20 protein-coding genes and 1 pseudogene are annotated in these 18,382 nt (G+C 60.5%); 7 read left to right on the top strand and 14 right to left on the bottom strand.

Features of this window, described 5'->3' with window-relative positions; translation table 11 throughout:
• Window positions 1-100 precede the first annotated feature (100 nt).
• Window positions 101-1,210 carry an ABC transporter ATP-binding protein gene (locus ACLH0I_RS22900; RefSeq protein ID WP_411385457.1) on the bottom strand — a complete coding sequence of 370 codons (1,110 nt, stop codon included), beginning with the start codon at window positions 1,208-1,210 and terminating at the stop codon, window positions 101-103.
• Window positions 1,207-2,127 carry an ornithine carbamoyltransferase gene (argF, locus tag ACLH0I_RS22895; RefSeq protein WP_186706325.1) on the bottom strand — a complete coding sequence of 307 codons (921 nt, stop codon included), beginning with the start codon at window positions 2,125-2,127 and terminating at the stop codon, window positions 1,207-1,209. The genes ACLH0I_RS22900 and argF overlap by 4 nt, the downstream gene beginning before the upstream one ends.
• A gap of 403 nt (window positions 2,128-2,530) precedes the next feature.
• Here argF and ACLH0I_RS22890 point away from each other — a divergent pair, with 403 nt between their 5' ends.
• From ACLH0I_RS22890 to grxD, 3 genes are all read left to right on the top strand, one after another.
• Complete coding sequence (locus tag ACLH0I_RS22890; protein ID WP_053124551.1) at window positions 2,531-2,818, top strand: hypothetical protein; 288 nt, start codon at window positions 2,531-2,533, stop codon at window positions 2,816-2,818.
• Window positions 2,819-2,949: 131 nt separating this feature from the next.
• Window positions 2,950-5,058, top strand: a complete 2,109-nt coding sequence (locus ACLH0I_RS22885; RefSeq protein ID WP_411385456.1) for a molybdopterin oxidoreductase family protein — start codon at window positions 2,950-2,952, stop codon at window positions 5,056-5,058.
• Window positions 5,059-5,147: 89 nt separating this feature from the next.
• Window positions 5,148-5,489 (top strand): Grx4 family monothiol glutaredoxin, encoded by a 342-nt coding sequence (gene grxD, locus ACLH0I_RS22880; protein ID WP_058542208.1) that lies wholly within the window; start codon window positions 5,148-5,150, stop codon window positions 5,487-5,489.
• A gap of 227 nt (window positions 5,490-5,716) precedes the next feature.
• On the opposite strand, the gene bfr is transcribed toward grxD, so the two are convergent.
• Together bfr and ACLH0I_RS22870 are read right to left on the bottom strand one after the other, a co-directional pair.
• Window positions 5,717-6,190, bottom strand: a complete 474-nt coding sequence (bfr, locus tag ACLH0I_RS22875) for a bacterioferritin (RefSeq protein ID WP_250963895.1) — start codon at window positions 6,188-6,190, stop codon at window positions 5,717-5,719.
• A 198-nt stretch (window positions 6,191-6,388) separates the two neighbouring features.
• Entirely contained in the window at window positions 6,389-6,607 is a 219-nt protein-coding gene (locus ACLH0I_RS22870; RefSeq protein WP_003178704.1) for a bacterioferritin-associated ferredoxin, read from the bottom strand.
• 313 nt (window positions 6,608-6,920) lie between these two features.
• Between ACLH0I_RS22870 and ACLH0I_RS22865 the strand changes: the two genes are divergently transcribed.
• The gene (locus ACLH0I_RS22865; protein ID WP_003204949.1) at window positions 6,921-7,523 is read left to right on the top strand and encodes a peroxiredoxin; all 603 of its coding nucleotides are present in this window, start codon (window positions 6,921-6,923) and stop codon (window positions 7,521-7,523) included.
• 237 nt (window positions 7,524-7,760) lie between these two features.
• Here ACLH0I_RS22865 and rnt read toward each other — a convergent pair whose 3' ends face one another.
• Window positions 7,761-8,438 (bottom strand): ribonuclease T, encoded by a 678-nt coding sequence (rnt, locus tag ACLH0I_RS22860; protein ID WP_003204947.1) that lies wholly within the window; start codon window positions 8,436-8,438, stop codon window positions 7,761-7,763.
• On the bottom strand, window positions 8,435-9,481 hold the full coding sequence (gene pyrC / locus ACLH0I_RS22855) for a dihydroorotase (RefSeq protein ID WP_411385455.1): 1,047 nt from the start codon (window positions 9,479-9,481) through the stop codon (window positions 8,435-8,437). The genes rnt and pyrC overlap by 4 nt, the downstream gene beginning before the upstream one ends.
• A 192-nt stretch (window positions 9,482-9,673) precedes the next feature.
• Between pyrC and ACLH0I_RS22850 the strand changes: the two genes are divergently transcribed.
• Both ACLH0I_RS22850 and ACLH0I_RS22845 read left to right on the top strand, forming a co-directional pair.
• Window positions 9,674-10,675: a flagellar protein MotY gene (locus ACLH0I_RS22850; protein WP_411385454.1), complete on the top strand. Its 1,002-nt coding sequence runs from the start codon at window positions 9,674-9,676 to the stop codon at window positions 10,673-10,675.
• A gap of 128 nt (window positions 10,676-10,803) precedes the next feature.
• On the top strand, window positions 10,804-12,021 hold the full coding sequence (locus tag ACLH0I_RS22845) for an argininosuccinate synthase (protein ID WP_053124536.1): 1,218 nt from the start codon (window positions 10,804-10,806) through the stop codon (window positions 12,019-12,021).
• 316 nt (window positions 12,022-12,337) lie between these two features.
• On the opposite strand, the pseudogene ACLH0I_RS22840 reads toward ACLH0I_RS22845, so the two are convergent.
• Window positions 12,338-12,592: pseudogene (locus ACLH0I_RS22840) on the bottom strand (hypothetical protein); the annotation flags it as partial.
• A 466-nt stretch (window positions 12,593-13,058) separates the two neighbouring features.
• Between ACLH0I_RS22840 and ACLH0I_RS22835 the strand changes: the two are divergent.
• Window positions 13,059-13,685: a response regulator transcription factor gene (locus ACLH0I_RS22835; protein ID WP_109753848.1), complete on the top strand. Its 627-nt coding sequence runs from the start codon at window positions 13,059-13,061 to the stop codon at window positions 13,683-13,685.
• 55 nt (window positions 13,686-13,740) lie between these two features.
• Here ACLH0I_RS22835 and ACLH0I_RS22830 read toward each other — a convergent pair whose 3' ends face one another.
• The 7 genes from ACLH0I_RS22830 to ACLH0I_RS22800 form a co-directional block, all read right to left on the bottom strand.
• Complete coding sequence (locus tag ACLH0I_RS22830) at window positions 13,741-13,926, bottom strand: PA3496 family putative envelope integrity protein (RefSeq protein WP_207964904.1); 186 nt, start codon at window positions 13,924-13,926, stop codon at window positions 13,741-13,743.
• Between the two features lie 107 nt (window positions 13,927-14,033).
• Window positions 14,034-14,672, bottom strand: a complete 639-nt coding sequence (gene nth / locus ACLH0I_RS22825; RefSeq protein ID WP_186706318.1) for an endonuclease III — start codon at window positions 14,670-14,672, stop codon at window positions 14,034-14,036.
• Window positions 14,669-15,202 (bottom strand): Rnf-Nqr domain containing protein, encoded by a 534-nt coding sequence (locus tag ACLH0I_RS22820; protein WP_411385453.1) that lies wholly within the window; start codon window positions 15,200-15,202, stop codon window positions 14,669-14,671. Before ACLH0I_RS22820 ends, nth begins: the two co-directional genes overlap by 4 nt.
• The gene (locus ACLH0I_RS22815) at window positions 15,195-15,806 is read right to left on the bottom strand and encodes an RnfABCDGE type electron transport complex subunit G (RefSeq protein ID WP_411385452.1); all 612 of its coding nucleotides are present in this window, start codon (window positions 15,804-15,806) and stop codon (window positions 15,195-15,197) included. The genes ACLH0I_RS22820 and ACLH0I_RS22815 overlap by 8 nt, the downstream gene beginning before the upstream one ends.
• Entirely contained in the window at window positions 15,803-16,789 is a 987-nt protein-coding gene (locus ACLH0I_RS22810; protein ID WP_411385451.1) for an RnfABCDGE type electron transport complex subunit D, read from the bottom strand. Before ACLH0I_RS22810 ends, ACLH0I_RS22815 begins: the two co-directional genes overlap by 4 nt.
• Window positions 16,776-17,783 (bottom strand): electron transport complex subunit RsxB, encoded by a 1,008-nt coding sequence (gene rsxB, locus ACLH0I_RS22805; protein ID WP_411385450.1) that lies wholly within the window; start codon window positions 17,781-17,783, stop codon window positions 16,776-16,778. The genes ACLH0I_RS22810 and rsxB overlap by 14 nt, the downstream gene beginning before the upstream one ends.
• On the bottom strand, window positions 17,780-18,352 hold the full coding sequence (locus ACLH0I_RS22800) for an Rnf-Nqr domain containing protein (RefSeq protein WP_411385449.1): 573 nt from the start codon (window positions 18,350-18,352) through the stop codon (window positions 17,780-17,782). The genes rsxB and ACLH0I_RS22800 overlap by 4 nt, the downstream gene beginning before the upstream one ends.
• Window positions 18,353-18,382: the final 30 nt, after the last annotated feature.

Raw genomic sequence — 18,382 nt, 5'->3', positions numbered from 1 at the left:
CTTGCTCGCGATAGCGGTGGTTCAGCTTGCATCAATGTTGAATGTGCCTACGCCATCGCGAGCAAGCTCGCTCCCACAGAGGTTCGTATTTCTTCGGATTTTAGCTGGCCGCGCTGTAGCGTCGCACACCGCTGTCCACCGGCGGGATCTGCGCCGCCGTACTGCCCGAGGCCTGGAACAGCACCAGGTGCTCAGCCGCCACGCGGATGCCGACGTCGGCGCCCACCTGATGGTCGGCATGGCTGGGGAAGATCGATTCCAATTGCGCGCCTGTGGGCAACTGCAGGCGATACAAGGTTGAGGCGCCCAGGAAGGTCTTGCCGATGATTCTGCCGATGAGCGGGCTGTCCGGCGCATAGACGATATCGTCTGGGCGCAGCAGCACATCCACCGCACCGCCGATGGGCCAGGTATAGGCCCGGTTGCCACGCAGGATGCCCAGTTCGGTCTGTACCGATTCCGGGCTGTCGAGCTGGCCACGAATGAAATAGCCCTGGCCAATGAAACTGGCGACGAATGGCGTCAGCGGTTCGTGGTACAGGTTGTAGGGCGTGTCCCACTGTTCCAGGCGACCTTCCTTGAATACGCCGACATGGTCACTGACGGCGAAGGCTTCTTCCTGGTCATGGGTGACCAGGATCGCGCTGGTGCCACGGGCCTTGAGAATGTCCCGAACTTCATGGCTGAGCTTGCGGCGCAGCTCGCCATCGAGGTTGGAGAACGGCTCGTCGAGCAACAGCAACTGCGGTTCCGGCGCCAGCGCACGGGCCAGGGCCACGCGTTGTTGCTGGCCGCCGGACAGTTCATGGGGAAAACGCTTGCCCAGGTGCTTCAGGTTGACCAGTTCCAGCAGCTCTTCGACGATGCGGTCCTTCTCCGGATGCTTGCGAATGCCAAAGGCAATGTTCTGTGCCACGCTCAGGTGGGGGAACAGGGCGTAATCCTGGAACACCATGCCGATGCGGCGCTTTTCCGGGGCGAGGGTGAAACCGGCGCGGGAGATGGTTTCCCCAGCCAGTTGGATTTCACCCTCATGCACCGGTTCGAAGCCGGCAATGGCACGCAACGTCGTGGTCTTGCCGCAGCCGGACGAACCGAGCAGGCAACCGATGTCACCGGCATTGAGGTGCAGGTTGAGGTTCTGGACGACCCGCTGGTCCTGGTAGCCGCAGGCCAGGTTGTGCAAGTTCAGCAGCAGGGCGTGGCTCATGCGTGGTGATACGCCGGCTCGACCAGGAACTCGAGCAGGGCCTTTTGCGCGTGCAGGCGATTTTCGGCCTGGTCCCAGGCTACCGAACGCGGATCATCCAGCAGGTCCATGCTGATTTCCTCGCCACGGTGGGCCGGCAGGCAGTGCATGAACAGCACGTCGGCATCCGCCAGGTCGAGCAGGGCCCGATTGACCTGCAGTGGCGCGAACAGCTCCAGGCGCCTGGCGGTTTCCTCTTCCTGGCCCATGGAGGTCCAGACATCGGTGCTCACCAGGTGTGCACCGGCCACGGCCTGTTTCGGATCGCGGACGATGGACACTCGGTCCCCGGCCTTGGCCAGCAGCTCGGCATTGGGGTCAAAGCCTTCAGGGCAGGCAATGCGCAGCTGGAAGTCGAATTGCATCGCCGCTTCTATATAGCTGTTGCACATGTTGTTGCCATCGCCGATCCAGGCCACGGTCTTGCCCTGGATCGAGCCACGGTGCTCGAGGAAGGTCTGCATGTCGGCCAGCAGTTGGCAAGGGTGCAGGTCGTCGGACAGGCCGTTGATCACCGGTACGCGGGAATGGGCCGCGAACTCGGTCAGGGTGCTGTGGGCAAAGGTACGGATCATCATCGCGTCCAACATGCTCGACATGACGATGGCGCAGTCGCTGATGGGTTCGCCACGGCCCAGTTGGGTGTCACGGGGCGACAGGAAGATCGCCTGGCCGCCCAGCTGGATCATGCCGGCTTCGAAAGAGATGCGGGTGCGGGTCGATGATTTCTCGAAGATCATCCCCAGCACACGGTTTTTCAAGGGCTCGAACAGTACGCCGCGGTTACGCAGGTCCTTGAGCTCCACGCCTCGACGGATCACGCCGAGCAACTCATCGGGCGTGAAATCCATCAGGGAGAGAAAGTGCCTTGCGCTCATGATTGACTACCTTTTTGTAACTGACCGCAGATGCTCAAAGCCTTGTCTAATGAAAAAACGGGCGAGACCTGCGGCAAAAGCCGCACGGGGCGACGAAATAGGGGAAGGCGCGATCTTATAATTAAATGTCGCGTCTTACCAATAGGGCTACGGTTTTTGGGGCGTTCAGCGAGGCCATCCCAGGACTGCGATGGCAAATTTGTGGCCGGTTTCCTGGCAGCAGCGACCCATTTGTACACTGGCGTTGCTCGGCTTGGCAATCAAGCGTGGCGGGCGCGTGATGGAGGATGGTCGGTTTTTGCCATGCCATTGTGTCCTTTCGCCTGTCTGCTGGTGCTTGTGAAACATTTCCTAATGCAAAGGCCTGGGTTATAAATGAGCCTCAGCGGCACAGGAGCCCGAAATGGATTCGAAAGAGCAACAACTGATGGAATTGCTGGGGCTGACCGCACGCTCGCTGACGCACCTGACGGCTTCGGTGACGTCCATGTCATTCGAATTGCTGCGCAGCGATGACGAAGTGACCAAGGCCGCCGGCCGGCGGATGATCGATCGCATGGCCACGATCAGCAGCGGCCTCGACGAGCATTGGCGGTTGATTGGCGAGCTGACCGGTGTACCCATCGCCCAGGAACAAGTGGAAACCATCGAGGAAATCCAACTCCTGGCGCCACCTCCCGAAGGCCCTTGATCGCAGCTCATCGGCGGGCCTGATGCCCGGCAATTCACAGGACGAACGTCGCTGGCGCTGCCGGGAATCACGCGCCATAGTTTTGTTCCCGCGGCCGAAAGTGCCCGCCACGAATAAAACAGAGACTGGCCATGACCAAGACTCTCCACCACCGTGCGTGCCATCTGTGTGAAGCCATCTGTGGCTTGACCCTCGAAACTACTGAAACCGACGGCCAGGGCCTGGCGATCACCTCGATCAAGGGCGATGCGCTGGACACGTTCAGCCGTGGTCACATCTGCCCCAAGGCCGTGGCCCTGCAAGACATCCAGAACGATCCAGACCGCCTGCGCCAACCCATGCAACGCGTCGGCAGCGAATGGCAACCCATCGCCTGGGACGATGCCTTCGCGCTGGTGGCCGAACGCCTGGCGGCTATCCAGGCGCGTCACGGCCAGAACGCGGTGGCCGTCTACCAGGGCAACCCCAGTGTGCATAACTATGGGCTGATGACCCACAGCAACTATTTCCTGGGGCTGTTGAAGACCCGCAGCCGTTTCTCGGCGACCTCGGTGGACCAACTGCCTCATCATTTGACCAGTCACCTGATGTACGGTCACGGCCTGCTCCTGCCGATTCCAGACATCGATCACACCGATTTCATGTTGATCCTCGGCGGCAACCCACTGGCTTCCAACGGCAGCATCATGACCGTGCCAGACGTGGAAAAGCGCCTCAAGGCGATCCAGGCCCGTGGCGGCAAAGTGGTTGTGGTCGATCCACGCCGCAGCGAAACGGCGGCCATAGCTGACCAGCACGTCTTCGTCCGCCCGGGTGGCGATGCCGCGCTGCTGTTTGGCTTGCTCAATACCTTGTTCGGCGAAGGCTTGACCCGTGACAGTCATCTGCCGGTGGACGGCCTGGACGAGGTGCGCGCGGCCGTCGCTTCCTTCACGGCTGAAGCGATGAGTCCGCTCTGTGCGGTGCCGGCCGCGCAGATCCGGCAATTGGCCCGGGACTTCGCCGCCGCGCCGTCAGCGGTGTGCTATGGACGGATGGGCGTGTCGACCCAGGCGTTCGGCACGCTGTGCCACTGGCTGATCCAGGTGATCAACCTGGTCACCGGCAATCTTGATCGGGTGGGCGGGGCGCTGTGCACCGAGCCGGCGGTGGACCTGGTGGCCACCACCTCGGGTGGGCATTTCAACCGTTGGCAGAGCCGGGTGTCCGGGCGTCCCGAATACGCCGGGGAGCTGCCGGTGTCAGCCCTGGCCGAGGAGATGCTGACCGAGGGCGAAGGCCAGATTCGCGCGTTGGTGACCGTGGCCGGCAATCCGGTGCTGTCGACGCCCAACGGGCGGCAACTGGAGCAGGCCCTGGATGGGCTGGAGTTCATGGTCAGTGTCGATTTGTACATCAACGAAACCACCCGTTACGCGGACCTGATCCTGCCCTCGACCTCGGCCCTGGAAAACGATCACTACGACACCACGTTCAACCTGTTCGCCGTGCGCAACGTGACCCGTTTCAACCGGGCGATCCTGCCCAAGCCCGAGGGGGCGCTGCATGACTGGGAAATCTTCGTCGGCCTGGCCAAGGCCTTCGCCGCCCGGACCGGCAAGGAGCTCAAGCCGACCATGCCGCCGGCACAGATGATCGATTTTGGCCTGCGCAACGGGGCGTATGGCGACGCCTCGCCGCACAAGCTGTCCCTGGTGACCCTGTTCGACCATCCCCATGGCATCGACCTCGGCGCGCTCAAACCCAACTTGGCTCCACGGCTGAAAACCGAAAACCAGCGGGTGCAGGCCGCGCCAGCGGTGATTCTCGCTGACCTGGCGCGCTTTGCCGCGTTGCAGGCGCCTGAGCCGGATGAGTTGCTGATGATTGGCCGCCGCCATGTGCGCAGCAACAACTCCTGGATGCATAACTTCCATCGATTGGTGAAGGGCAAGCCGCGTCATCAGTTGCTGATGCACCCGGATGACCTCGCTTCTCGCGGCCTTGTCGATGGGCAGCGCGTGACCGTCAGTTCGCGGGTGGGGGTCATCGAAGTCGAGGTGCTGGGCAGCCTGGACATGATGAAAGGCGTGGTCAGCCTGCCCCACGGCTGGGGCCATGCCCGGCCGGGCGTGCAGATGACCATTGCCAGCGCACAGCCAGGCTCCAGCGCCAACGACTTGACCGATCACTGTCAGCTCGATGAGTTATCCGGCAACGCGGCGCTCAACGGTGTTCCGGTGAAGGTGGCGGCTGCGTAAAATTGTCCCTGAGCAGCACGTTCTGCTTTCCGTTACAATGCGCCACCGTGTCGACATCTGAAGTCGCAAAGTTTAAGCCGAGGTGCTCCGTGGATATCATCGAAACGATTAAAGACCAGATTGCCAACAACACCATCCTGCTTTACATGAAAGGCTCGCCGAACGCGCCACAGTGCGGTTTCTCGGCCAAGGCCGCCCAGGCGGTGATGGCGTGTGGCGAGAAGTTTGCCTACGTGGACATCCTGCAGAACCCGGAAATCCGCGCCAACCTGCCCAAGTACGCCAACTGGCCAACCTTCCCGCAATTGTGGGTGGGTGGTGAGCTGATCGGCGGTAGCGACATCATGACCGAGATGGCCGCTGACGGCTCTCTGCAGACCACGATCAAGGCAGCTGTGGAAGCAGCAGCGGCGAACAAGACCGAAGCCTGATCCATGGAAGTCTGTTCACCACACTGGTTGTGGTGAACATTAGACCTTGTGGGAGCGAGCTTGCTCGCGATAGCGGTGTGTCAGTCTCTGTTGATGTTTCTGATACAACGCTTTCGCGAGCAAGCTCGCTCCCACAGTGGTTTCGGTGTGGCCTGGAGTCCAGGTAATAAAAAGCCCCGCCTCTCGAAAGAGGGCGGGGCTTTTTAGTGGCTTGCTACTGGGGAAACTTACTCTTCACCCATCTGCGATTGCAGGTAGTTCTCCAGACCGATCTTGTCGATCAGGCCCAGTTGGGTTTCCAGCCAGTCGATATGCTCTTCCTCGGATTCGAGGATGTCTTCCAGCAGTTCACGGCTACCGAAGTCGCCAACGCTTTCGCAATGGACGATGGCGGCCTTCAGGTCGATGTGGCCGGCTTTCTCGATACGCAGGTCGCACTCGAGCATTTCCTGGGTGTGTTCGCCGATGTGCAGCTTGCCCAGGTCCTGGACGTTCGGCAGGCCTTCGAGGAACAGGATGCGCTTGATCAGCTTGTCCGCGTGCTTCATCTCGTCGATGGACTCGTGGTACTCGTGCTTGCCCAGCTTGTTCAGGCCCCAGTCCTCGTACATGCGCGCATGCAGGAAGTATTGGTTGATCGCGACCAGCTCATTGGCAAGGATCTTGTTGAGATGCTGGATGACTGTAATGTCGCCTTTCATGATGAGGCCTGCCCTGTAATAGCTGTGTATAGGGCGGAGTTTGAGCCGCGTATTTACCAGTGTCAAACCTAAGTTATTGAATAATAAATGAAAATTAATCGGAATAAGAATGTTTGTGTTCCGCGTCTGGACGCTAACTATTTGATTTTCAGGCATAAAAAAACCGGACACTAAGTCCGGTTCCTTGAAAAGCTGTGTTTACGCGGCAGTAAATTCTACCGGGTAAGGGATCGAGGCCTGTGCCGTTTGCACCTTGGCGAGGGTTTCACGCACCACTTCCTTGGCCAGGCAGGCACATTTGCCGCATTGGCTGGCTACGCCGGTGGCCTGGCGGACTTCGCGATAGCTGCAGCAACCTTCATAAATCGCTTCGCGGATTTGCCCGTCGGTGACGCCAGTGCAGAGGCATACATACATAAGTGAGAACCGTCGCTGGTTGTGACTCAATTGAGACGGATCTTAATGTTAACGAGAATGATTGTCAAAGTGGTTTCTCAAGGACTTTCACCCAGGTGACGTCAGGCTGACGAACGGTTTTATCCAGCGCGACGAAAGCGGCCCGCAGCGGGGCGGCGATTTTTCGATACCACAAAAAACCGTTGAAGACAGTCCAAATGCGCGGTGTATGATGGTCGGCCCTTGTAAGCGGGTTCGTGTCACAGGGCTGTCGCCTGAGGGTGGCAGGCTGGCCCGGACCTTGTTTTCACGCTATTACATCAGGAGATATCCCATGAGCGTACTCGTAGGCAAACAAGCCCCGGACTTTACCGTTCCAGCCGTCCTCGGCAACGGCGAAATCGTCGACAGCTTCACCCTGTCCTCGGCCATCAAAGGCAAATACGGCCTGGTGTTCTTCTATCCGCTGGACTTCACTTTCGTCTGCCCATCCGAGCTGATCGCACTGGATCACCGCATGGACGATTTCAAGGCGCGCAACGTTGAAGTGGTCGCTGTTTCGATCGACTCGCACTTCACCCATAACGCCTGGCGCAACACCCCGATCAACAATGGCGGTATCGGCCAGGTGAAATACACCATGGCTGCCGACATGAAGCACGAAATCGCCAAGGCCTATGACGTTGAGTCCGAAGGCGGCGTGGCTTTCCGTGGTGCGTTCCTGATCGACGACAAGGGTGTCGTCCGTTCGCAGATCATCAACGACCTGCCGCTGGGCCGTAACATGGAAGAGCTGATCCGTCTGGTCGACGCGCTGCAATTCCACGAAGAGCACGGCGAAGTCTGCCCGGCCAACTGGAAAAAAGGCGACAAGGGCATGACCGCATCGCCTGAAGGCGTTGCCGCTTACCTGGGCGAGCACAGCGACAAGCTGTAAGCGCACCCAGGCATAAAAAAACCGGCCCTCGATGGGCCGGTTTTTTATGGGCAGTGCAAACCGAATGATCGGCAGAGACGCAGAATCTTTGGCTCTGGACCCTGTGGCGAGGGAGCTTGCTCCCGCTTGAGTGCGAAGCGCTCACAAAATATTTGGGGCGGCTACGCCACCCAGCGGGAGCAAGCTCCCTCGCCACAAGAGCCACAAGAGCCACAAGAGCTGGATCTGGCGCCGATGTCAGTCGTCGAAATCCTGCCAGCCACCCATCTCTTTCCACCGGTTGACGATGCCGCAGAACAGCTCGGCGGTCTTCTCGGTGTCGTAGCGGGCCGAGTGGGCCTCGCGGCCATCGAAGTCGATGTCGGCTGCCTGGCAGGCCTTGGCCAAGACAGTCTGGCCGTACGCCAGGCCCGCCAAGGTCGCGGTGTCGAAGCTGGAGAATGGGTGGAACGGGTTGCGCTTCATGTCCAGGCGCGCGACGGCGGCGTTGAGGAAGCCCAGGTCGAAGCTGCTGTTGTGGCCGACCAGGATCGCTCGCTTGCAACCGTTGGCTTTCAGCGCCTTGCGTACGCCACGGAAGATGTCGGTCAGGGCTGTTTCTTCGCTGACCGCCATGCGCAGCGGGTGATCGAGCTTGATCCCGGTGAACTCCAGGGCCGCCGCTTCGACGTTGGCGCCTTCGAACGGTTCGACGCGGAAGAAGTAGGTGTGATCAGGGAACACAAAGCCTTTTTCGTCCATGCCGATGGTGGTCGCGGCGATTTCCAGCAGGGCGTCGGTGGCGGAATTGAAACCACCGGTTTCGACATCGACGACGACCGGCAGATAACCACGGAACCGCGCGGCCATGGGGTGACGGGCGCCGCCCGAACCACCGTTGCCGTCCAGCTCGTCGTCGAAATGATCTTCACTCACGCGTTTTCCTCCAGCAGGCGCCAGCGCAGTTTTTCACCGGCGCGCAGCGGGATGACGGTCTGCTCGCCGAAGGGCAGGCTGACAGGGGCGGTCCATTCGTCACGGACCAGGGTAATACGATCGGTGTTCACCGGCAGGCCGTAGAACCGCGGACCGTGCAGGCTGGCAAAGCCTTCGAGCTTGTCCAGCGCGTTGCGCTGTTCGAACGCCTCGGCGTACATCTCGATGGCGGCATAGGCGGTGTAGCAGCCGGCGCAACCGCAGGCCGCTTCCTTGGCGTGCTGGGCGTGGGGGGCCGAGTCGGTGCCGAGGAAAAACTTGGCGCTGCCGCTGGTGGCGGCGTCCAGCAAGGCTTCCTGGTGGGTATTGCGCTTGAGGATCGGCAGGCAATAGAAGTGCGGCCGGATCCCGCCCACCAGCATGTGGTTGCGGTTGTACAGCAGGTGATGGGCAGTAATGGTCGCGCCGACGTTGGCCGGTGCCTCGTTGACGAACTGCACGGCATCGCCGGTGGTGATGTGTTCGAACACCACCTTTAGGGTCGGGAAACGCTCCACGACGCGACGCATGTGCTCGTCGATGAAGATCTTCTCGCGGTCGAACACGTCGACGTCGCCCCGGGTGACTTCACCATGGATCAACAGCGGCATGCCGACTTCGGCCATGGCCTCCAGCGCCGGGAAGATCTTGTCGATGCTGGTGACGCCGGAATCGGAGTTGGTGGTCGCGCCGGCGGGGTACAGCTTGGCGGCGTGGACAAAACCGCAGGCCTTGGCGTCGCGAATCTCTTCGGGCTGGGTGCGGTCGGTAAGGTAAAGCACCATCAGCGGTTCGAAGCGGCTGCCAACCGGGCGCGCGGCGAGGATACGCTGGCGATAGTCATCGGCCTCGGCGGCGTTGCGCACGGGCGGAACCAGGTTAGGCATGATGATTGCGCGCCCGAAGGTGCGCGCGACATCGGCGACGGTATGGGTCAACACAGCACCATCGCGAAGATGAATATGCCAGTCGTCGGGACGCAGCAGGGTCAGGCGGTCGGACATTGGGGGGCTTCCAGGCGGGTCAAACTCTGGGGAATGCTACCGGAAAAGACCGATTCAGGCACCCGCTATCAAGTTCTGCCACAACTTACCGATAGCTCCTACAGGTGTGCCACGAATCCGTGCAGTACCCCGGACAGGCGTCATGCCCTCAAGCAGGCGTCGATCTTTGTATAAAAGTCAGTGGAGCCTCCCGTGCGCCAGCGTTATCTAGCCTTGCTCAGTGTGTTTGCCAGCCTTCCCGCCATGGCGCTCACTTTCCAGACCCGTCTGGAGAGCATCGAGTGGACGGTCGAAGGCGACAAGTTCGAGTGCCGGCTGAGCCAGCCGATCACCGATTTTGGCAGCGGCGAATTCGTGCGCAAGGCGGGGGAGCAGGCCACGTTCCGCCTCAAGGCTTATAACCCGATGCTCGGTGGTGGCTCCGCAACGTTGCTCGCGGCCGCGGCGCCCTGGCAGCCAGGACGGGGCGATATCAACCTGGGCTCGGTCAGGATCGGCAGTGGCGATGTGCTGTTCGACAGTTCCCAGGTGCAGGCAGGCCGGCTGATCAGCGGATTGATGGAAGGTCGCAGCCCCGTGGTTCGACGCAACACCGAGGATGGGCGCGTTTCCGAAGTCCGGCTGCTGCCCGTGCGCTTCAACAAGGCGTTCAACGATTACCAGGGCTGCGTGGCGAAACTGTTGCCGAAGAACTTCGAACAGATCAAGCAAACCCAGATTGGTTTCCCCGGCGAGGGGGTTGAGCTGGACGCTCGGGCCAAGGCTCAGTTGCAGGTCATGCTCGACTTCATCAAGGCCGACCCGAGCGTCAATCATGTCGAGCTTGATGGCCATTCCGACAACAGTGGCAACCGCCTGACCAACCGTGAGCTTTCGCGCCGTCGGGCCCTGGCGGTTCAGGACTTCTTCAAGGCCAACGGCTTCCAGGAATCGCAGTTCACCGTGCGCTTCCACGGCGAGCGTTATCCGCTGGTCGCCAATACCAATGCCGCCAATCGGGCCAAGAACCGTCGTGTCGTCGTAAAACTGGAGCGGGTGGCAGCCACCCAGGCTCCGGCGCCACAACCGGCAACACCAGCGGCAACGCCTGCATCGCCTGCCGTGGCACCCGCTGCTGCGCCGGGCAAGACGCCGACGCCGGTTGTCCCGGCCAAGTCGGCTGCGCCTGCCGCGACGACTGCGCGCACTTCCTGATCCCGCGCGGATCGTCGCGCAGTCGACATAATCTGTCGCTTCGTCGTCATAAGCTGTCGCGCCTCTGTAAATTATCCGCGCTGGACGTTAGACTTCCCGGCTTTCCGTACAACCCGTGGAGTGATGGCATGGCGGACGTAAACAAGGTCGTTCTGGCGTATTCCGGCGGCCTGGACACTTCGGTGATCCTCAAGTGGCTGCAGGACACATATAACTGCGAAGTGGTGACCTTCACCGCTGACCTGGGGCAGGGCGAAGAAGTCGAGCCTGCACGCGCCAAGGCCCAGGCCATGGGCGTCAAAGAGATCTACATCGATGACCTGCGCGAAGAGTTCGTCCGCGACTTCGTGTTCCCGATGTTCCGCGCCAACACCGTTTACGAAGGCGAGTACCTGCTGGGTACGTCCATCGCCCGTCCGTTGATCGCCAAGCGCCTGATCGAAATCGCCAACGAAACCGGCGCCGACGCCATTTCCCACGGCGCCACCGGCAAAGGCAACGACCAGGTGCGTTTCGAACTGGGCGCCTATGCCCTCAAGCCGGGCGTGAAAGTCATTGCACCGTGGCGTGAATGGGACCTGCTGTCTCGCGAAAAACTGATGGACTACGCCGAGAAGCACGCGATCCCGATCGAGCGCCACGGTAAGAAAAAGTCTCCGTACTCGATGGACGCCAACCTGCTGCACATCTCCTATGAAGGCGGCGTGCTGGAAGACACCTGGACCGAGCACGAAGAAGACATGTGGCGTTGGACCGTCTCCCCGGAGAAGGCCCCAGATACCCCGCAGTACCTGGAACTGACCTATCGCAACGGCGATATCGTCGCACTGGACGGCGTGGAAATGAGCCCGGCCACCGTGCTGGCGACCCTGAACCGCATTGGCGGCGAACACGGCATCGGTCGCCTGGACATCGTCGAGAACCGTTATGTCGGCATGAAGTCCCGCGGCTGCTACGAAACCCCGGGCGGCACCATCATGCTGCGCGCCCACCGGGCGATCGAATCGATCACCCTGGACCGCGAAGTGGCCCACCTCAAGGATGAGTTGATGCCCAAGTACGCCAGCCTGATCTACACCGGCTACTGGTGGAGCCCTGAGCGTCTGATGCTGCAACAGATGATCGACGCTTCCCAGACCAACGTGAACGGCGTGGTACGCCTGAAGCTGTACAAGGGCAACGTGATCGTGACCGGGCGCAAGTCCGACGACTCGCTGTTCGATGCCAACATCGCGACCTTCGAAGAGGACGGTGGCGCCTACAACCAGGCCGACGCAGCCGGCTTCATCAAGCTCAACGCACTGCGCATGCGCATCGCAGCGAACAAGGGTCGCAAGCTGTTCTGACCTTGGTTATCCAAAAAACGGCCTGCCTTGAGCAGGCCGTTTTTTTTGTCCTCTTTTTTGTGCATGCCGCAGGTTCGTACCCGATGGCTCATTTATCCTGCCCGTGGGCTGCAAGATCTGTCTGGTTGTAGATGACGTACACGATGATGCCGGCGTGCCTTAAATGCTCCGATCGACAGGTCTCGATCAAGCGCTGGGATTGGCTGCATAAGGTACACAGGGTGTCCGGCGATTCACGGCTGTTTCGATGCAGGCCTATCAGCAGCAGTTGCTCCTTGCCCGTCTGGCGCAGCATTCGTTTACGCCGACCGGTCGTGTCATCCATGGTCTTTATAAAGTGTTTGCTCTTGCGAAAATCCGAAGGTGAATACAAGGAGCGGTAATTGAAGTTGAGCGTGATGAAAAAAAGCAACAATAGATAAAACGGGAAGCTGATCAGGAACCAGAGGTAATACTCGCGATCCTGATCATCCAGGAACGGCAGCGAAATCGCCGCGGAAGTTTCGGATAAAGTTGCGAATATGGCGATAAGGGTCATGGGGTTGGTGATGGTTTTCAAAGGTTTGTTCATGGTTAATGCTCATGGAATATTCATGCTCGGTGAGTAAAGTGAAAAAAGTGTTTTGTGATAATAAGGTGTCACGATAACAGTCAGGGGTGCTGGTATTTAATATCACGTGCCTGAGCGTCTTTTATATATGAATTCCTGTTGCTGAAGTGAGGCACGGCAGTTTTAACAGCAAACAATTCAGTTACTCTTTATGAATAAAGAGCTTTCAGGCGGTCGGTCCGTGGCGGGCATGGCGGTGAAAGAGCGCATTATTCGTGGGGGGGGGCCGGAGTCTTGGTGAGGTCGATCTTTCTCTGAAAAAAATTCAGGACACATTTTTCCTGCCAGGATTTGTAGGAATTTTCTGTATAGCTTGTAGGTTCTGTCTCTCGGTGCGAGCGGTCAGGGGGGGGCAGCATGCCAAGGTAGAAATGACTAGGCTATTGTGCGTGCTCTAAAAATTCGAACAGCGAAGTTGGATTTGCCCATGAATAAAGTGCTGATCGTGGATGATCATCCCGTCATTCGTCTTGCTGTACGTTTGCTGATGGAGCGTCATGGATATGAGGTCGTTGCCGAAACCGACAACGGCGTCGATGCGCTACAACTTGCTCGTGAACTTATGCCCGACATCGTCATTCTTGATATCGGCATTCCGAAGCTGGACGGGCTGGAGGTTATTGCCCGTTTGGCGGCCATTCCTTCATCAATGAAAGTGTTGGTGCTGACTTCCCAGGCGCCTGGACATTTTTCGATGCGCTGCATGCAAACGGGGGCGGCCGGGTATGTCTGCAAGCAACAGGACCTTACTGAGTTATTAAGTGCAATAAAGGCAGTGCTGTCAGGTTATAGTTACTTTCCCAACCAGGCACTGCACACGGTGCGATCGAGCCTGGGTAATGCCAGTGAGTCCGATATGGTTGATCGGTTATCGGGGCGGGAAATGATGGTCTTGCAGCAACTGGCGCGCGGCAAGACCAACAAGGAAATCGCCGATGGAATGTTCTTGAGCAACAAGACCGTCAGTACTTACAAGACTCGCCTGTTATTGAAACTCAATGCCCGTTCGCTGGTCGACCTGATCGAACTGGCGCAGCGCAATGGGTTGGTGTGAGGCTTCAGGTCACGCGTACTCAGTAAAAAGCCTCCATCAGGGAGGCTTTTACGTGTCAGAGATCAAAGTCGTATTCGGCCAGTTGCTTCTGTAAACGGCGCTCTTCCAACAGGTTATCGATGGTGCGACGCTTGCTCAGGTTGGTTTTTGCCACTTCCGGCACGGCCACAGGTTCGACGTCGTCGGCTTCAACGGCGGTGAATTCGTCTTCTACATCCAGTTGTTCTTTGCCAGCACTCATGGGTTCGACTCCAGGCTAAGACTGCCATTGGCGCTCCTTATATCGATAAACCACGAGCGGGTAAAAAAGATTTTTTCAATCGATGGATCGAGAAAAGCAATAGCGCCTCAATCGTCCGACGTCTTGTGCTTGTATTCGCATAAATCTTCGATCCGGCAACTGCCGCAGCGGGGCTTGCGGGCCAGGCAGACGTAGCGTCCGTGGAGGATGAGCCAGTGATGGGAGTCCAGCAGGTATTCCTTGGGGACAAATTTCATCAGCTTCTTCTCCACTTCCACCACGTTTTTGCCGGGGGCCAGCCCGGTACGGTTGCTGACGCGGAAAATGTGGGTGTCGACGGCCATGGTCAATTGCCGAAATGCGGTATTGAGCACGACGTTGGCGGTTTTGCGACCGACGCCCGGAAGGGCCTCCAGCGCTTCACGGGTCTGGGGGATTTCACTGCCGTGGCGCTCGATCAGCAGGCGGCAGGTTTCGATCACGTTTTTAGCCTTGCTGTTGAACAGGCCGATGGTCTTGATGTACTCGGACAACCCTTCGACGCCCAGGGCATGGATCGCCTCTGGGGTATTGGCGACCGGGAACAGTTTGGCGGTGGCCTTGTTGACGCCGACGTCGGTGGACTGCGCCGACAAGATGACCGCGATCAGCAACTCGAACGGAGAGGAATAGGCCAGTTCGGTTTTCGGCTCCGGGTTGTCTTCGTGAAAGCGACGGAATATTTCCAGGCGTTTTGCGGCGTTCATGGGCGCGGCGTTTCCTCGAGGGTTGAAGGGGGGTTGGCGGCCGTCCAGGCCTGTCGGGCCGCCAGCAGCAGCCCGAGCAGAATGAACCCGCCAGGAGCGAGCAAGGCCAGGGGCAGGCCGCTGCCGATCAGTTCACGGATGGCGCCCAGGCTGAGCATCAAGAGACCGAACCCCCCAACCAGCCGCAGGCGCACAAGCAGGCGAGACTCAACGAAGAACCCCCCATGCTCCAGCGCCACGCAGCTCAGGGCGATCCAGCCCATGTACAGGCTCAGCGGTTGATACAGTTCCAGCGCCCAGGCCTGAATGACCAAGCCTGTACAGGTGGTCAGGGTGGTGGCCAGCACAATCGCTGCGAGCAGCCTTTGCCCGGACGTCAGGCGCTGCCGGACAAGCCCCATTGCCAAGCCTTGGCAGGAGAGAATCAGCGCCCAGGCCAGCCATAGCGCCAGTGCGTCGACCAATGAATGGCTGGCGCCAACCAACGGGACGAGCAGCAGACCGCGTGTCAGGCCCCACGGCTTATTCATTCGCAGACACTCCCATTAACCGGGCCTTGTGCTCGTCGAAATAACGCAACGCGTCATGAACCGCCTGGAGCACCGCCCGGGACGTCACCGTTGCGCCGGCCAATTGATCGAACTGACCCTGGTCCTTTTTCAAGGCCCAGCCGCTGTCATCAGGCGCCTGGCGTGATTTGCCGGTGAAGGTCTGCAACCAGGCGTTCGGCCAGCCGGCAATCGCCGCGCCCAACCCGGGCGTCTCGGCTTGGCGCAGGGTCTTGACCCCCAGCAACCGGCCTTGTGGATCGATGGCGACCAGCAATTCGATGCTGCCTTCATAACCCAGCGCCTGGCTACGCAGCAGCACGGCGCTGGGCTGGCCGTTGCGGGTCGCCAGGTAACCGCCCAGCAGCGTGCTATGGGCCAAGGTAACCGAGGTTGTGAAAACGGGGTGCGCCAACGGCTGATTGTCATAGTGGTCAGTGGGCAGCACGTCGAGCAAGGTCTTGTTCGCCAGCGTTTGCCGCTGGGCCTCGATGCGCCCGGCCGTGCTGAGGAGCGTGAGGTAAGTGGCACCGCTACAGAGGCCGATCAACAGGATCAGGATTGCCACGCCGCCGGGATTTTTCATATCAGCGGTCGCCGTTGTCGCGCCTCGGCGAATCGGTCCAGTGCCGGCACGCCGAGGTTCATCAGCAACACGGCGAATGCCACGCCGTCCGGATAGCCGCCCCAGGTGCGGATCAGGTAGATCAGCAGTCCCATGCCCGCGCCAAACAGCAGCCGGGCAAGCGGGGCCTTGGCCCCCGAGACCGGTTCGGTCGCGATAAAAAAGGCGCCGAGCATGGTCGCGCCGCTGAACAGATGAAACAGCGGTGAACCATGGGAATCGGAACCCGACCCGTTCCAGCACAACAGGCTGATGATGAACAGGCTCGCCAGCAGGCCCACCGGCGCATGCCAACTGAACACCCGTTGCTGCAACAGGAACAGGCCGCCTGCCAGGAAGGCCAGATTGACCCATTCGGCACCTCGACCACCGAAACGCCCGAACGCCGGATCGGTGCCGAACAGTTCATCGATGGTCAGGCTCGTGTTGGTCCGCAGGCTGTCCAGGGCGGTCGCGCCGGCCCAGGCATCGGGCGCCGGATGAGTGCCGAACACTTGTTGCAAACCTTCCAGCAGGCCCGTGCCGTGGGGCGCGGGCCATTGACTCATCTGGGCGGGAAACGCCACCAGCACCAAGGCGTATCCGAGCATCGCCGGGTTGAACGGGTTGCTGCCGACGCCGCCCCACAGGTGCTTGCCGAACAGCAAGGCGCAGGCGGCCGCCGTGACGGTCAGCCACCAGGGGCAATACGCCGGCAAGGCCAGGGCCAGCAGCGTGGCACTGACCAGCGCGCTGCCATCGTGCAGTTCGGGCTTGAGCGGCCGCTGCCGCATACGCAGGACCAGCGCTTCGACCGTCAGTGCGGTGAGGCCGGATAACAGCAGGTTGATCGCCACGCCCCAGCCTTGGAACCACAGCAACGCCAGCCCGCCGGGCAGCGTCGCCAGCAACACTTGCATCATCGCGGGTCGCAGCCGTTCGTCCACCGGCTCAGGAAGCGGCATGGGCGTCCACCTGGCGTTCGGCATCCTTCACCGCTTGCTCCAGCGCCTGCAATTGTTCATCCGATGCCGCTGCCGTGCGGGCTTTGCTGAGTTCGGCGCGGCGCATCGCCAGTTGGATCTTGGCCCGCTTCAGCTCGGCGTTTTGCGCCGGAGCCGGGGGCGCAGTGGCCGCCGGTGCGGGGTTTTCCAGTTGGCTCAGGGCCTGCTCGGCGGCTTCGAACTGGCGTTGCAGCACGATCAGTTGCGACTGCTGCTCGAAGGTCGGCGGATGGCCGAACGCTTTCAAGGATTTGTTCAATTGCGCCCGGCTCATGGCCAGGTCGATCTTGGCTTTTTTCAAGGCGGCATCGGCGGTGGCGGCTTTTTGCGTGCGTACGCGTTCCAATGCGGCTTGTACGGGGTCGAGCGACTGCTCCTTGGCCTGCGCTGCCCTTTGGCTACGGGCCAAGCGCTCCGCCTGGCGCTGTTCTTCTTCGCGGCGCAGGCGCGCATTGCGTTGTTCGAAGCGACGTCGGGCGTGGTTACGCTTGGCGGTTCGCGCCTGCTGCTCTTCGGCACTGAAGGCCAGGCCGCCGACAATCGGCAGCACGGTCGCCATTGGCAGAGGGTGCATCTCGATGCAATCGACCGGGCAGGGCGCCACGCAAAGGTCGCAGCCGGTGCACTCATCGATGAGAACGGTGTGCATCAGCTTGGCCGCGCCAACAATCGCGTCCACCGGACAGGCCTGGATGCACTTGGTACAGCCGATGCATTCGGCTTCGCGGATAAAGGCGATTTGCGCCGGGGCCGCGCCGCGGCTGGTGTCCAGTTCCAGCACCGGTATTTTCATCAGCTCGGCCAGGGCCGCGATGGTTTCGCGCCCACCGGGCGGGCATTTGTTGATAGGCTCGCCTTGGGCGATGCCTTCGGCGTAGGGCTTGCAGCCGGGGTGGCCGCACTTGCCGCATTGGGTCTGCGGCAGCAGGGCATCGATACGTTGAATCAGGCTCATGTCTTGACCAGCCCGCGCAATCCGAGAAAGGCCACCGCCATCAGTCCGGCGCTGATCAACTGAATCGGCAGGCCCCGAAAGGGCAGGGCAATAGCGTTATTGGAGGTGCGCTGGCGCAGATCGTCGAACAGGCCCAGCACCAGCCAGAAACCCAGCCCGGCACCCAGGCTCAGGGCCATGGCATGGCCCAGGCCTAGGTCATCCTGGCTGTTGAGCAGCGTCACGCCCAATACGCCGGCATTGCCCATCAACAGCGGCCACAGCCCATCGAATGGCAGGGTCGGCAGCCAGCGCGCCAGGAGGCGCAGCAAGGGGACGATCAGCAAGATGCTCAAGGACAGCCACGCCAACAGGCGCAGCGACACCAGATTTGTCGGCGTCAACAGCCCATGATCGATCAGGTAGCCCAGGGTGCCGACGATCAGCATCAAGCACGTCGTCGCCAGGCCCAAGGCGTGCACCTGCTTTCTGCCGCTGGCCGCCAGCAGTGGATCGGCGCCCAGCGGCCAGTGCAACACCAGGTTGTTGATCAGGGCAGCGCTAAACAGCGTGAGGAGGATTTCGTTCATGGGCGTGTTGGTGACGAGGGGCCTGTTACA

This window comes from Pseudomonas sp. MPB03 (genome assembly GCF_046605385.1).
Taxonomy (GTDB): domain Bacteria; phylum Pseudomonadota; class Gammaproteobacteria; order Pseudomonadales; family Pseudomonadaceae; genus Aquipseudomonas; species Aquipseudomonas zanjanensis.
This window is presented reverse-complemented; position numbering and strand designations above follow the sequence as displayed.